Source organism: Krasilnikovia sp. MM14-A1004 (assembly GCF_047159485.1).
In the GTDB taxonomy this organism is placed as follows: domain Bacteria; phylum Actinomycetota; class Actinomycetes; order Mycobacteriales; family Micromonosporaceae; genus Actinoplanes.
The window spans coordinates 4,347,047-4,360,192 of the sequence record NZ_AP038773.1 but is presented as its reverse complement, the minus strand read 5'-3'; the positions used below and the strand labels follow the sequence as shown (position 1 = coordinate 4,360,192).

Sequence of the window (13,146 nt, the reverse complement as noted above, 5' to 3'; positions counted from 1 at the left end):
CCCGGCCGGGGTCCGGCCTGCGCCGATGTTCGCGGCGTCCGGGCGCTCGTGTTCCGTGTGGTCGCAGGGCGTTGCCGCGAGGAGCTGCGCCTGCGACCGCCGATGTCCCGCCCGTGCTCCTGTTGGGGTGAACGGTGCTCTCTCGAACGGGAGAGGCAGTCGAGTCATCGGGTAGAAGAGTCGTATCGCGGAATCTGCCACGGTTGTCGCGGACGGCTTGCCGTTCCTACCGGTAATGCGTCCATTTTCTGTGCCCGATCATTGGGCATTCCAGAATAGTGATCATCCCCGCGCCCACAGGGTGCGGGGCATTTGGCGTCCCACATATTTCGGGCGGCAAAAAAAGAGGTACGGATCTTTGAACCAAGCGTTTGGTTTTGGCCGTACCACCGGCCGGTAGTAATGCCAGCCAAGCCAAGTGTGAGGGATGTGAAACCATGCGCTCAGGCAGGACGAGAAAGCCAATCAAAATTGCCGTCGTCGTGGCCGTCGCGGCGGCTACAGGAGCGGTAGCCAGCATTCCGGCAATCAGCTCTGCCGGAGAGAACGGCGGTGCCGGGCGGAACAACTGTGTCCTCCGGCCGGTCGGCGGGGACGGTGCGGGCGCCCGCGACAACCAGGGTGCCCAAGCTGGACAGGGCGATGCCGGCCGGCAGCGCGGTCAGGCCGCAGGTGCCAACCAGGGCAACGTGAACCAGCAGGGCAACGGGAACCAGCAGGGCAACGGGAACCAGCAGGGCAACGGGAACAACCAGCAGGGCAATGCGAACAACCAGCAGGCCAACGGGAACGATCAGCAAGGCGGCGGGAATCAGCGCGGCAACGAGGGACAGAACCAGGGGCAGGGCAACGGGCTGCAGCAGGCGCGGCAACGCGCGAACGCTGCACGGCAAGCCTTCTTCGCGCAGCTGACACGGTTCCGCGCGGCGCGGGCCCAGGCGCGGGCGGCGGTGCAAGCCTTCCGGAAGGCCCAGCGCAACGCTGCGGCCAACCCGGGTAACGCGGCGGCCCAGCAAGCGGTGCAGAACGCGAAGGCCGCGGCCCGGGCGGCGATCACGAGGTTCCGGACCGAGCGGGCCGCGGCCCTGCGCGCTCTGCGTCAGGCCCGCCAGGCTGCGGCCCAGCAGCAGAACCAGAACGGCCAGAACCAGAACGGCCAGAACCAGAACGGCCAGAACCAGAACGGCCAGAACCAGAACGGCCAGAACCAGAACGGCCAGAACCAGAACGGCCAGCGTCGGTGCAATGGTCAGGGCCAGAATGACCGAAACCAGAACAATCGAAACCAGAACAATGGCGCCCAGAACGCCGGGAACAACGGTCAGGGCAACAACTATGGCAGCCAGAACCAGGGTGGTCAGGCGGGAAGCGGCAACCGTACCGACTCCGCCGGCGCGGCGCAGACGATGAATGATCTCGAGCGGGCCGCGGACACCGACGGTCTGCGCAATGTCACCTCTTCTGACATTGGCGCGGATCGCCGATAGCGAGCGGCGTCAGGGGCGACGGATACCGCCGGGCGGTTCGCCCGGCGGTATCCGTCGTGCGATCCGCGTTCGGGCCGAGGGGCAACGATGGTCGTGGTGGATGAACCATCGAACCGGCCGCTCCCGTATTGATTGACGTGAGGAGGATACTGGCTCGGCGCGGTCCGGCGATCGCACGCGAGCTGGGTCTGGGCGTTCTGCTCGCCGCAATCATCTGGGGGTCGGCGAGGCTGTCGTCCGACCCGGCTTGGACGTTCATCGAATGTGCGCCCGAATCGCCCTTGATTTGGGCGCCGATGGGCGGCGCAGTCGTTCTGGGACTTGTCGGGTTGAAATATCCGTTGGTGTCCCTCATCGGTGCCGCCGGACTGTTCGGGGTCTGGCCGGTGTCCGGCTGCCTGCTGGCGCTTGCCGCGTTCCGGGCCGCCGCGGAGACCCGGCCGACACGCCGGCTGGCCGCTTTCGGCTTGGCCGTTCTCGCGGACTTCGGCGCGGCCTTCGCCTCCGCCCGGTACGGCTGGTCGATCGTCGCTGTCGGCCACGCCCTGGCCCTGATCGTCTGTCTTGGACTGCCCGTCGGCGTGCAGCTGTTGCTGGGCAAGGCGGATCGGCTCGTCGGCGCTCTGCGCGAGCGCGCTCACTACCTCGAGGAGAACTACCGGCTGGCGCACTCGGCGGCACGACTGCAGGAACGCTCCCGCATCGCACAGGAGATGCACGACGAACTCGGGCACCGCCTGAGTCTCATCGCCCTGCACGCCGGCGCGCTGGAACTCGCCACGGCAGAGCAGGCGCCGGCGGGAGCCGACCAGGCGCGTCTGATCCGTAGCACGGTGCAGTCGGCGATGCGGGAGCTGCGTACGTCCCTGGGCATCCTGCGCGCCGCGGAGCCGGTGGAGGCACAACTGCGTCCGGTGCAGGAGACCGGCACCCGGGCCGACCTGGCCCGGTTGGTCGACGAATCACGGTCGGCAGGGGTGCCGGTCGACCTCACGTGGCACGGGGACGATCTCAGGGGTGTCGCGCTGCCGGTCCGGCAGGCGGCGCATCGGTTGGTCCGGGAGAGCCTCACGAACATCCATCGGCATGCGTCCGGAGCCGAGGCGACCGTGCGGATCGAACGCGGTGGTGACCGGATTCGGATCCTGATCGGCAACGGCCGGCCGTCGGCGCCGGCACCCGCGGTCCGGGGCACCCGACGTGGCCTGGTCGGCGTGCAGGAGCGGGTACGCCTGCTCAACGGGGATTTCGCCGCCGGCCCGACACCCGAGGGCGGCTTTCAGGTACGGGCCGAACTTCCGTTGACGGACGTTCCGGTGACTGGCGGACCGGAGGAAGCCCTGCCGACGGGGAACCCGGGCAGGACCGCGCCACCGTTCCTCGGCCCACGGCACGCCCGCGGCGGCCTGCGACGGCTCCGGGATGCCCGTGGTGTCGCGGCGGTTCTGGCCGCCGGGTTGCTCGGCGTACCCGCGCTTGTGTCTGTCGTGCTCGACGCGGCGTCGATCCTGGTGCCGGGCACCGACCCATACGATTCGCCGGAGGAACCCGTACGTGTCGGCATGACCCGGGCCGACGTGCTGTCGGCCATCGGCGAGGACGATCCGGTGGCCCGGCTGGCCGCCAGGGCGGTCGAGACGCGCCCGCCGGCCGGGGCGGCGTGTGTGTATGCCCAGCAGTGGGACGACGTCGGGCGGATCATCCGGTACTGCTTCGAGGGCGATCGCCTGGTCGTCATGGACGAATACCCCATCACCACAGGTTCGTGAGGCTGACACCCGCATGACCAACGCTGCCGTCCGGCCGGTCCGGATCCTGCTCGCCGACGACGAGGCGCTGGTCCGTGCCGGTCTGCGCCTGGTCCTGGGTCACGCCGATGACCTCGAAGTGGTCGCCGAGGCGGGCACCGGAGCGGAGGCCGTCGACCTCGTGGCCCGCCACGACATCGATGTGGTCCTCATGGACGTACGGATGCCCGAGATGGACGGCCTCACCGCGGCCGAGCAACTGTCCGCGCGCGCCCCGTCGGTCCAGGTCCTGATGTTGACGACGTTCGGCGAGGACGAGTACGTGGCACGGGCCCTGCTGGCCGGAGCCGCCGGATTCCTGCTGAAGGACACCGGCCCGGAGGAACTCATCCACGCGGTCCGCGCCGCCGCGGAGGGGCATGCCATTCTCTCGCCGCGCATCACCCGCGAGTTGATCGACACCTACGTGGTCACCAGCGCGAGCCGGATCGCCGAGGCGCGCCACCTGGTCAACCAGCTGACCGGACGCGAGCGTGATGTCCTGGGCATGATCGGTCTCGGGCTGTCGAACGCGGAGGCCGGCAAGCGGCTCTACATGGGTGAGGGCACCGTCAAGACGCACGTGCGGCACATCCTGACGAAGCTGCGCTGCGCCAACCGTGTCCAGGCCGCCATCCTCGCCCGCGACGCCGGCCTACGGCCGGGCAGATGACGCTGCCCTTTGATTGTCCGGCCGCCGGGTCGGCCGGCATGGGCATCGCCGACGCGCACGGCGGCGGTCAGCGACGAGCGAACCGCAATGGCAGGCTCTCGGGCCCGTAGAGCGCGGTGGGGGGCCGCCACGGCACGGGAGCGGTGATCGACGGTGGCCCCAGCCGGCTGGTGAGCGCGCTGAGCGACTCGGCGATCTCGGCGCGGGCGGTTGCGGCCCCGAGGCAGAAGTGCGGGCCACCACCGAAGGTCAGGTGCGGCGTCTCGCGGGCGAGCGTGATGTCGAACCGGTCGCCGTCGCTGTGGACGCGAGGGTCACGGCTGGCCGCCTGCGTCCCGAGCATCAGGAAGGTCCCCGCGGGAACGTGCACGCCGTACAGGTCGAGGTCCTCCACCGCGAACCGGAAGTTGGTCGGCACCGATGGCGACCAGCGCATGACCTCTTCCACCGCCTGCGGTACGAGTTCCGGACGCGCACCGAGCAGCCGCCACTGGTCGGGGTGCGCGGCGAACGTCACCAGGGCCAGGCCGAGCTGGTTGCGGGTGGTGTCGTGCCCGGCGAACACGAGGGTCACCGCGAGGTTGCGCAGGTCTCGGGTGCTCAGGCGTTCCCCGCTCTCCTCGGCGGCGATCAGCGCGGACAGGAGGTCGTCCCGCGGATCGGCGCGGCGCTGCTCGATCAGCGAATCCACGTACGCGTGCAGCCCGACAACGGCCTCCTCCACGCGGGAGCGCACCTGCGGCAGATTGAAGCTGAACACCAGCCCGACATCGGTCGACCAGCGCCGGAACAGGTCGTAGTCCTCGGCCGGGACACCGAGCAGCGCCGACATCACCCGCACCGGCATCGGGTCGGCGAAATCCGCCATGAACTCGCACTCGTCGCGATCCGCGAGCGCCCCGGTCAGCTCGGCCGCGGCGTCGCGCATGAAGGGCCGCAGGTCCTCGATCATCCGCGGTGCGAACGCCTTGCTCACCAACCGCCGCAGCCGCAGGTGGTCCGTTCCCTGCCGGTGCAGGATCATCGGTACGAACCAGTCGTAGAGCGGCCCGTCCGAGATGCCCATGAGGTCGAGGTAGCGTTCGCCGTTCTGCGCCAGTCGTGGGTCGCGGAGCAGCTGATGCATCTCGGCGTACCGCAGCACGATGAGGCCCATGGGTGTCGTTGCGCACCAGCTCGCTTCGCGTGCGGCGGCGACGGCCGGAGAGTCGAACCGGAAATCCGGGGCGGTGATGTCGAGGAAAGGCAGGTCCACGGCCGGGGCGGTCGTCATGGCGCTCCTGACGGAATCAATCGACACGTATGGATCGATGCTGTCGTCACCGTATCCGCAGAGACGCGTCGCCGATACCCGCAGTGACCGATCTCGCCGTCGCCGGGAGCCCCGCCGTGCCCTGGATTTCGCCGACCGGCCGCACCGCCGGCTCAGGGTGGTGGTGGGGGGATGGTGTCGAGTGCCGGTGGCTGATCGGGCCAGACGAGCAGGACCGGGCAGGGTGCATGGTCGACGACGAACCGGGTGGCCGGGGCCAGGCTGTGGGGCCCGAGCCGGCGGTGGTCGCCGTCGCGGACCACGATGAGCAGATCCGCGCCCGCCGCGGCGGCGGTCACCTCCCGCTCGGCGCGTCCGCGGAGTGCCAGGGGCCGGGCGGGGCGGCCCAGGCGCGTGCGGGCGGCGTGCAGCAGGGACCGTTCGGCGTCCTCGACCGCGGCGGCGATCACGTCGCTGTGTTCGGCGGGATCCCGGCCCCGGCCGAACAGGCCCGCGCGGGCGGCGTCGACACCGGCGGCCAGCGCGGGGTCGACGACGTGCAGGAGGACGATCTCGGCATCGGCCGCAGCGACCCGGGCGGCGTCCACACCGGCCTGCCAGGTGCCCTCGGCCAGCCAGACCAGAATCTTCATGACACCCCCGAGGTTGCCAGCACCAGCCAGAGCATGACCGTGCCGGCGAGCAGACACGCCGGTACGGTGACTGCGCCGAGGCGCAGGAATTCGGCGGTGGCCGGGGCCGCGTCACGCCGGTGCAGGATCTGACGCCACAGCAGTGTGGCCAGCGACCCCACGAAAGTCAGATTAGGGCCCACATTCACGCCGATGAGTGCGGCGAACACCAGTCCGGGTTGATGGCCGACCGCGGGCACCAGGACCAGCGTGGCCGGCAAGTTGTTGATCAGGTTGGCCAGGAGGGCGGCGAGCCCGGCCGTGGCCAGCAGGCCGACGAAGCTCGCCTGGTGCGGTGTCACCGCCGCCACGACCCGATCCAGGCCGTGCCGGCGCACGGCGAGCACGACGACGGCCAGGGCGAACACGAACGCGCAGAACGCCGGGTTCGCCTCCCGCAGAAGCCGCCCCACGTCCCGGCCCGGCCGGTGGCGCAGCCGGGGTACGGCCAGCAGCACCGCACCGGCCGCGGCGATCCACGCCGGGTGCACCCCGACCGGTTCGGCCACGGCGAACCCGGCGACCGTCACCGCAAGGACCACCAGGGCGTACCGGGGTGCGGTGACGGGTGTGGTCCCGACCGGTGCGGGCGGGGTGGCGACGGTCAGGTCGGACGCGAAGAACAGGCGGAACACCAGGTACTCGACGCCGATCACAGCCAGCCAGGGCAGTGCCATCACCGCGGCGAACCCGGCGAATCCGACCCCGGTGGCGGCGAAGGCCAGCAGGTTGGTCAGGTTCGACACCGGCAGCAGCAACGAGGCGGAGTTCGCCAGATGGGTGCACGCGTACACGTGCGGGCGTGCCCGCGTGCCGACCCGGGCCGCCGCCGCGAACACCACCGGGGTCAGCAACACCACGGTCGCGTCCAGGCTCAGCACCGCCGTCACGGCCGCCGCCACCACGAACACCGCCGCCAACAGCCGCGCGGGTCCACCGCGACTGGAGCGGGCGGCGACGACAGCGGCGTAGCGGAACACCCCATGCGCGTCGGCCAGGTGCGCCAACATCAGCACCACCGCCAGGAACGCGACCGTCGGAGCCAGCTCCACCAGTTCCCGCCACGCTACCGCGACCGGCACCAGCCCGGCAGCCACCACCACCGCGGCGGCCGGCACCGCGGCCACGGCTTCCGGCAATCCGCCCGGCCGGACCACCGCGAACGCGAGCACCGCCAGCAGCAGCCCCAGCGAGATCACGGTGTCCACCAGGGCAGCGTACGAAAGCGCCGACCACCTTCTCAGCGCCTGCCACGGAACAAGGCGTCACGGAGCCTGCCGACGCTTGCGCAGCCGCCGACCCGGGCACACCGAACGGCATGCCCGGGGTCGACGACCCGGGTTTCCTCAGCGGCACACCCGGCCCGCGTTGAGGCAGGCGGCGATGCGCTGCATCGTACGGATGGAATTGACGTTGATGAAGTCGTTGTGGTCGGAGAACGGGTTGTGGTTCTCCTCGGGGAACGAGTCCAGTGCGTACTGGCCCTTCACCTGCACGTCGCGGGGAATGGTGTAGGAGATGGTGATGCGCAGCTGCGGGATCGCTGTGAAACCGGCCGGGCAGGCGCCGGTGGTCTTGTCGGCGAAGGCGACGTGGCCGCGGTGATTGGCGCTGTCGATGTTCTTCCCGTCCCAGCATCCCGGAAAGTCCTGCACCCGCTGGACCTGGCTGCCGGGCGGGCAGATCGGGTAGCGGTCGGCGAGCCGATCGGCGAAGCCGGAGCAGGTCCAGGTGGCGCGGGCGTTGGCCGGGCCGCGGCTGGTGGGCTTGGCGTCACCGGTCAGCTCCCGGAGAAACCTCGGCATGGGTACGACCTTGCTGACGGCGTTACCGCGGTACTCGATGAGGACCTTCGCCGGCCGTACGATGCCTCCGGTGTTGTTCGGCAGTTCCAGATCGGGTCCCTGCGGGTCCGGCAGCGCGGCGGGTGCACTACTGGGCGCGGGCGGCGTGCTGGTGGGCGGGGGACCGGCGGGTGTCCGGTTCAGCACGCAGCCGGCGAGGGAGTCGAGTCCCTGTGGGCGGGCGGCGTACCGGCCGATGGCGGTGGCGATGCGGTCGAGCACAGCCGCGCGCTGCGCACGCAGCGGCCCGACGATCGCGTTCTCGGCGACGTCGCGGCCCTGGCCGCCGGCGGTGACGAGGCGCTCGTTCGCCGCGGAGATCTGCCTGTCGAGTTCGTCGAGGCCGCGGTTCACCTCGGCGAGAGCCTGCGCGGGTACGCCGGGCAGGCTGCCGCGTACGGTGGGGCACTGCACCTGCGGGTTCGCCACCTCGGCGGCCTCCACGCTCGCGGCATGCCAGCTCCCCGGCATGGCGGCGTGCATGCCGTCGTAACTGACGTCGCAGTCGGTCAGCGAGACCAGGCCGTCGGCCGGGCCGCCGATGCTCGCGCTGATGCTGTTGATCAGTGCTGCCCGGCGCGAGCGCAACCACCCGAGAACCCGGTTGTTGAGGTCCGCGTCGATACGGCCGCGGCTGGCAGCCATCCGCCGGCCGGCCACGGCTTCCAGGTCGTCCAGTTCCGCGAGGCGGCGCTCGACACCGCTGCGGACACCGGCGGGCACGGCGGGCAGCCGGTCGCGGACGCGGGGGCACGCCACCTCCGGCTGGGTCCGGGCGAGCGCCTGCCGCACCTGGTCACCGCTGCGGACGCTCCTGTCGATGCGCACCACCGGCCAGAAGTACGACGACCGGTCGCCGTTGCGGCAGGTGGTGCCCGAAGCGGCCAGATCGGCGTCGGACGAGTTCGCGGTGATGGCGAGGTTGCCGACGAAGTCGTGGACGTGCTCGGCACCGTTCCTGATGCCGGGCTGTGCCACCGGGTTGTCCGGGCTGAACTTGCCATTGCCGTTCGTTCCACAGTCGACGGTGAACCGCCCGGTCGACGCGCCGCCGGACGGCCGCGGGTTGCGCACGTTCGGCGTGACGTTCTGGATCGGCACGAACTCGTCGAGGGTCGTGGCGGCGTCCGCGGTGCCCTTGCCGCCGCTGGACACGAAGGTGACGGTCAGCCCCGCCGTGGCCGCCAGCACCGCCGCCGCCACGGCCAGCCTGGCCGGCCGGGACTCCATCAGCGACGACCGCATCGCCCTGCGTCTCATGGGAATCTCCTTCATGGATTGTCAGAGACCGGCTTCGGTTCCTGCGCCGGCGCCACGGAATACGGGGCGGCACCCGCCGGACGGTCGGTGACAGGCGGGTACGTCATCGTTCGGTAAGAAGTCACGCCCGACCTACCAGGTCGTGAGGAGCAGGTGATTGACAGTCAGGGCCACGGCCGCCTGCACGGCCAGCCACCTCCGGCGGTCATCGGCCGGGATCAGGCCGGCGCCGGCCATCAGCCATCCGGCGAACGGCAGCCAGATGCGTTCGACCTCGGCCTTGCTGTAGCCGGACACGTCGGCGGCGACGATGGCCGCCGCAGCGGCGAGTGGCAGCAGCCAGTGACCACCGGCGCCGGGCCGCCGCAGGGTCGCCACCACCGCGCGCCGGGCCCCGCGGACCCCGGCAGCCCGGACCCCGGCCGCCCGCCATCCGGTACGGGCCGCACGGCGCAGAATGACAGCGGCGGCCGGGCCGGCGGACACGGCCAGGACCGCGAGATCGGCCCACACCCAATATCCGTACGGGCGCCGGCTCGCCAGGCCCTGGTAGTAGCGCTCGATGACGAGGTGATAGCCGGTCAGCCAGTCGAACCCGGCGGCGGTGAACCCGAGCGCGACCAGTGCCGCCCCGGCTCCGGCCCACCACGCGGTGCGCCGGCGCGGGCCGGCAAGGATCAGCACCGCCCCGGCGATCGGGGCCATCAGGACCAGGCCGTAGGACAGGTAGCAGCCGAACGCCAGCAGGACGCCCCCGCCGAACGCGGCACCCGCGACCCTGCGGGCGACCCCGTGGGCCAGCAGCGCGACACCCACCGCGGTCACCCCGGCGAACATGCCGTCGGCGGACACGCCGGACCAGACCGCCCCGGGGAACAACACCACGAACGGCACCACGGCGCGCGCCGCGTCGTCGCTGCCGAGCAGCCGCACCGTGTACGGCACGGCGACCGCGACGAGCGCCGCCACCAGGATGCAGAGCACACCGGCCGGCGCACCACCGCCCAGCCCGGCCCGGTCGAGCCAGACGAAGACCAGCAGCGCCCCGGGCGGGTGACCGGCCACGTGGGTGGTCCACGAATCGGGCTGGAAGTCGAGGATCCGCCCGGTGAATCCGTGCAGCATCGCCGGGATGCTGGTGACACCGGCGACCTCGTGCAGGTACTCGAACCGTGTGGTCAGCCGGCCGGAGACGCCGCGCCGCCAGCCGTCGATCAGGGCCAGCGACAGCGTCCAGGCGGCGGCGGTGGCGTAGGACAGGGCCAGCAGCGGCCGCCACGGCAGCCTCGCGGCCAGCGCGGGACCGCGCCAGCAGACCAGTACGGCTACCCCCGCCGCCAGTGGCGTACCGGGGCCGGTGTGCGGGAGCCACTGCGCGAACAGCGGCGCCGCGCTGGCGTGCACCGGACGCCCCAGCAGGTACAGGGTCGCGCCGACGGTGGCGGCCATAGCGAACAGGCTCAGGGCGGTGCCGGCGGCGATGAGGTCGGCCCGCGCCGGGCCGCTGCCCCGCCGTCCGTCGCCCGCCGCGGGCACAGGTCCGGTCGGCTGATCCCCCGGACCGCCCCGGCGGCCGGGCCCGCACCGGGGGCGTGGCCGCTGCCCGGGTTGCGGCCTCATCCGCGCAGGGCGGCGTGGGCGAACTCGGCGATGCCGTCCGCGAGGCCGACCCGCGCCCGGAAACCGAGTTCGGTCGCGGCGCGCGCCGGTGCGGCGACGACGTGGCGTACGTCGCCGAGCCGGAACTCGCCGGTGACCACCGGTGCCGGGCCGCCCGCGGCCCGTGCCAGTCCGGTGGCCAGTTCACCGATGGTGGCCGGCCGCCCCGAGGCGATGTTGTACGCGTGCCAGCCGGTCCCCGTACCGGTCGCGGTCACCGCCGCGAGGTTGGCCGCCGCGACGTCGCGGACGTGCACGAAGTCACGGCGCTGACCGCCGTCCTCGAACACGCGCGGCGCCCGCCCGGCCTCCAGTGCGGACCGGAAGATCGCCGCCACCCCGCTGTACGGGGTGTCGCGCGGCATCCCCGGCCCGTACACGTTGTGGTAGCGCAGCGCCACCACGGTGCCGCCGGTCTGCCGGGACCAGGCTGCGGTGAGGTGTTCCTGGGCGACCTTGGTGGCGGCGTACACGCTGCGCGGGTCCAGCGGTGCGTCCTCGTCCACCAGCCCCGGTGCGAGGGTGTGGCCGCAGCGGGGGCAGGCGGGCTCGAACCGGCCGGTGGCCAGGTCGGCGACCGTGCGCGGCGCGGGGCGTATGGCACCGTGCCGGGGGCAGGTGTAGGCGCCCTCGCCGTAGACGACCATGGAGCTGGCCAGGACCAGCCGGTGGATGCCCGCGCGGGCCATCCCGGCCAGCAGGACGGCGGTGCCGAGGTCGTTGCAGCCGACGTACTCGGGCAGATCGTCGAGGTCGGCACCGAGCCCGACCAGCGCCGCCTGGTGCACCACCACGTCGACGCCCGCCAGTACGCCGGTGACGGCGTCCCGGTCGCGCAGGTCGGCCCGGTGCACCGGTACCCCGGCCACGGTGTCCGGCAGCGGCACGCGGTGCGCGCCGGGATGGCCGCAGTCCACCACGGACACGTGATGGCCCGCGTCCTGCAGGGCGGCGACGACATGGGTTCCGATGAAACCGGCTCCGCCGGTCACGAGTATGCGGGTCACCCGCCGACGGTAGGGCCGGATCGGGGCCCGGCAGCCCGGTCCCGGTGAGCCGTCAGGGGTTCGTAAGAACCGTCGGCCACGTCACCGTTCCGTAAGACCTTGTCATCGGGACGTAAGCCCTTACCCGCCGGTCCGCGGTTAGCGTCCGGCGTCATGACCGATGTGGTACTTCCCTGCCGTGACGAGGCTGCGGCCCTGCCGGCCCTGCTGGCCCGGATGCCCGCCGGGTACCGGCCGATCGTGGTGGACAACGGCTCCGCCGACGGCTTGGCCGCGGTGGCCCGGGCCCACGGCGCCCGGGTGATCAGCGTGGCCGAACCCGGGTACGGCGCCGCCGTCCACGCCGGCGTGCTGGCCGCCGACCCGGACGACGGGGTGGTGTGCGTGATGGACGCCGACGGCTCGTTCGACCCGCGACAGCTGCCCCGGGTGGCCGGGCCCGTCCGCTCCGGCGTGGCGCAGCTGGGGGTCGGCCGCCGCCGCCCGGCCACGCGCGGTGCGTGGCCGCTGCACGCCCGCGCCGCCAACGCCGCCCTCGCCTGGCGGCTGCGCCGGTTGGGGCTGCCCGTCCACGACATCGGGCCGATCCGCGCCGTGCGCCGCGCCGACCTGCTGGCGCTGCGGCTGCGCGACCGCCGGTTCGGCTACCCGCTGGAACTGCTGATCGCGGCCGGACGGGCGGGCTGGCCGGTGGTGGAGGTCGACGTCGACTACCACCCGCGGGCCGCCGGCACCCGCTCGAAGGTGACCGGCACCGTACGCGGCACGGTGCGCGCGGTACGGGACATGAGCGCGGTGCTGGCCCGGTGAGCGCGACCCCCGCCGCTGCCCGGCCGCAGGTCCTGGTCCTGGCGAAAGCGCCGGTGCCCGGCCGGGTCAAGACCCGGCTGTGCCCGCCCTGCACTCCTGCTCAGGCGGCCCGGATCGCCGCTGCCGCCCTGAGCGACACCCTCGGTGCGGTCACGTCGGTGGCCGCATCGAGGGTCCTCGTCGTCGACGGCGGGTACGCGGTCCCGCCGGGCTGGACGACGGTCGCCCAGCGGGGCGGCCCGCTCGGCGACCGCCTGGTCGGCGCGTTCGCCGACACCCGGGCGCCGGGAGTCCCGGCCGTGCTGATCGGCATGGACACGCCCCAGCTCACGGCGCGACTGATCGGGGCGGCCCTCGCGCCGCTCGGCGTACCCGGCGGCCCGGACGCGGTGCTCGGCCCGGCCGCCGACGGCGGCTGGTGGGCGCTCGGCCTGCGCGAACCCGCGCACGCCGAGGTGCTGCACACCGTTCCCACCTCCACACCGGACACCGGACGGCGGACCCTGGCCGCGCTGCGCCGGCGCGGCCTGCGGGTGCACCTGCTGCCCCGGCTGCGGGACGTCGACACGGCTGTGGACGCCCGCGCGGTGGCCGCGCTGTGCCCGCCGGGCAGCCGCTTCGCCACCGCCGTCGCCGCCGACGTGCCCGCGCTCATGGCAGCCGCCCGGTGAGCGC

11 protein-coding genes are annotated in these 13,146 nt (G+C 72.5%); 5 read left to right on the top strand and 6 right to left on the bottom strand.

Annotated elements, in window-relative coordinates:
* Positions 1-437: 437 nt before the first annotated feature.
* The 3 genes from ACMCNN_RS18635 (at position 438) to ACMCNN_RS18625 (ending at position 3,947) form a co-directional block, all read left to right on the top strand.
* Positions 438-1,487, top strand: a complete 1,050-nt coding sequence (locus ACMCNN_RS18635) for a hypothetical protein (RefSeq protein ID WP_412741790.1) — start codon at positions 438-440, stop codon at positions 1,485-1,487.
* A 344-nt stretch (positions 1,488-1,831) separates the two neighbouring features.
* Positions 1,832-3,256, top strand: a complete 1,425-nt coding sequence (locus tag ACMCNN_RS18630; protein WP_412741789.1) for a histidine kinase — start codon at positions 1,832-1,834, stop codon at positions 3,254-3,256.
* A gap of 13 nt (positions 3,257-3,269) precedes the next feature.
* Positions 3,270-3,947, top strand: coding sequence for a response regulator (locus tag ACMCNN_RS18625; protein ID WP_412741788.1), 678 nt, complete (start codon positions 3,270-3,272; stop codon positions 3,945-3,947).
* Between the two features lie 67 nt (positions 3,948-4,014).
* Here ACMCNN_RS18625 and ACMCNN_RS18620 read toward each other — a convergent pair whose 3' ends face one another.
* The 6 genes from ACMCNN_RS18620 to ACMCNN_RS18595 all read right to left on the bottom strand — a co-directional run bounded on the left by ACMCNN_RS18620 (position 4,015) and on the right by ACMCNN_RS18595 (position 11,646).
* Positions 4,015-5,220, bottom strand: a complete 1,206-nt coding sequence (locus ACMCNN_RS18620) for a cytochrome P450 (RefSeq protein ID WP_412741787.1) — start codon at positions 5,218-5,220, stop codon at positions 4,015-4,017.
* Between the two features lie 152 nt (positions 5,221-5,372).
* Positions 5,373-5,852 carry a universal stress protein gene (locus ACMCNN_RS18615; protein WP_412741786.1) on the bottom strand — a complete coding sequence of 160 codons (480 nt, stop codon included), beginning with the start codon at positions 5,850-5,852 and terminating at the stop codon, positions 5,373-5,375.
* Complete coding sequence (locus tag ACMCNN_RS18610) at positions 5,849-7,099, bottom strand: ArsB/NhaD family transporter (protein WP_412741785.1); 1,251 nt, start codon at positions 7,097-7,099, stop codon at positions 5,849-5,851. The genes ACMCNN_RS18615 and ACMCNN_RS18610 overlap by 4 nt, the downstream gene beginning before the upstream one ends.
* Before the next feature lie 138 nt (positions 7,100-7,237).
* Positions 7,238-8,995 (bottom strand): DUF1996 domain-containing protein, encoded by a 1,758-nt coding sequence (locus ACMCNN_RS18605; protein WP_412741784.1) that lies wholly within the window; start codon positions 8,993-8,995, stop codon positions 7,238-7,240.
* 132 nt (positions 8,996-9,127) lie between these two features.
* Positions 9,128-10,444, bottom strand: coding sequence for a hypothetical protein (locus tag ACMCNN_RS18600; RefSeq protein WP_412741783.1), 1,317 nt, complete (start codon positions 10,442-10,444; stop codon positions 9,128-9,130).
* Between the two features lie 167 nt (positions 10,445-10,611).
* Positions 10,612-11,646 carry an NAD-dependent epimerase/dehydratase family protein gene (locus tag ACMCNN_RS18595; protein ID WP_412747208.1) on the bottom strand — a complete coding sequence of 345 codons (1,035 nt, stop codon included), beginning with the start codon at positions 11,644-11,646 and terminating at the stop codon, positions 10,612-10,614.
* A 168-nt stretch (positions 11,647-11,814) separates the two neighbouring features.
* On the opposite strand from ACMCNN_RS18595, the gene ACMCNN_RS18590 reads away from it, so the two are divergent.
* Entirely contained in the window at positions 11,815-12,471 is a 657-nt protein-coding gene (locus ACMCNN_RS18590) for a glycosyltransferase (protein ID WP_412741782.1), read from the top strand.
* A complete protein-coding gene (locus ACMCNN_RS18585; RefSeq protein WP_412741781.1) occupies positions 12,468-13,142 on the top strand; it encodes a DUF2064 domain-containing protein in 675 nt (224 codons plus the stop codon). The genes ACMCNN_RS18590 and ACMCNN_RS18585 overlap by 4 nt, the downstream gene beginning before the upstream one ends.
* The last annotated feature ends 4 nt before the right edge of the window (positions 13,143-13,146 follow it).

Bases quoted from the DNA above. Each gene is read 5' to 3' on its own strand.
- ACMCNN_RS18635 (WP_412741790.1), top strand. From the start codon at position 438: ATGCGCTCAGGCAGGACGAGAAAGCCAATCAAAATTGCCGTCGTCGTG.
- ACMCNN_RS18625 (WP_412741788.1), top strand. From the start codon at position 3,270: ATGACCAACGCTGCCGTCCGGCCGGTCCGGATCCTGCTCGCCGACGAC.
- ACMCNN_RS18620 (WP_412741787.1), bottom strand. From the start codon at position 5,220: ATGACGACCGCCCCGGCCGTGGACCTGCCTTTCCTCGACATCACCGCC.
- ACMCNN_RS18615 (WP_412741786.1), bottom strand. From the start codon at position 5,852: ATGAAGATTCTGGTCTGGCTGGCCGAGGGCACCTGGCAGGCCGGTGTG.
- ACMCNN_RS18605 (WP_412741784.1), bottom strand. From the start codon at position 8,995: ATGAGACGCAGGGCGATGCGGTCGTCGCTGATGGAGTCCCGGCCGGCC.
- ACMCNN_RS18600 (WP_412741783.1), bottom strand. From the start codon at position 10,444: ATGGCCGCCACCGTCGGCGCGACCCTGTACCTGCTGGGGCGTCCGGTG.
- ACMCNN_RS18590 (WP_412741782.1), top strand. From the start codon at position 11,815: ATGACCGATGTGGTACTTCCCTGCCGTGACGAGGCTGCGGCCCTGCCG.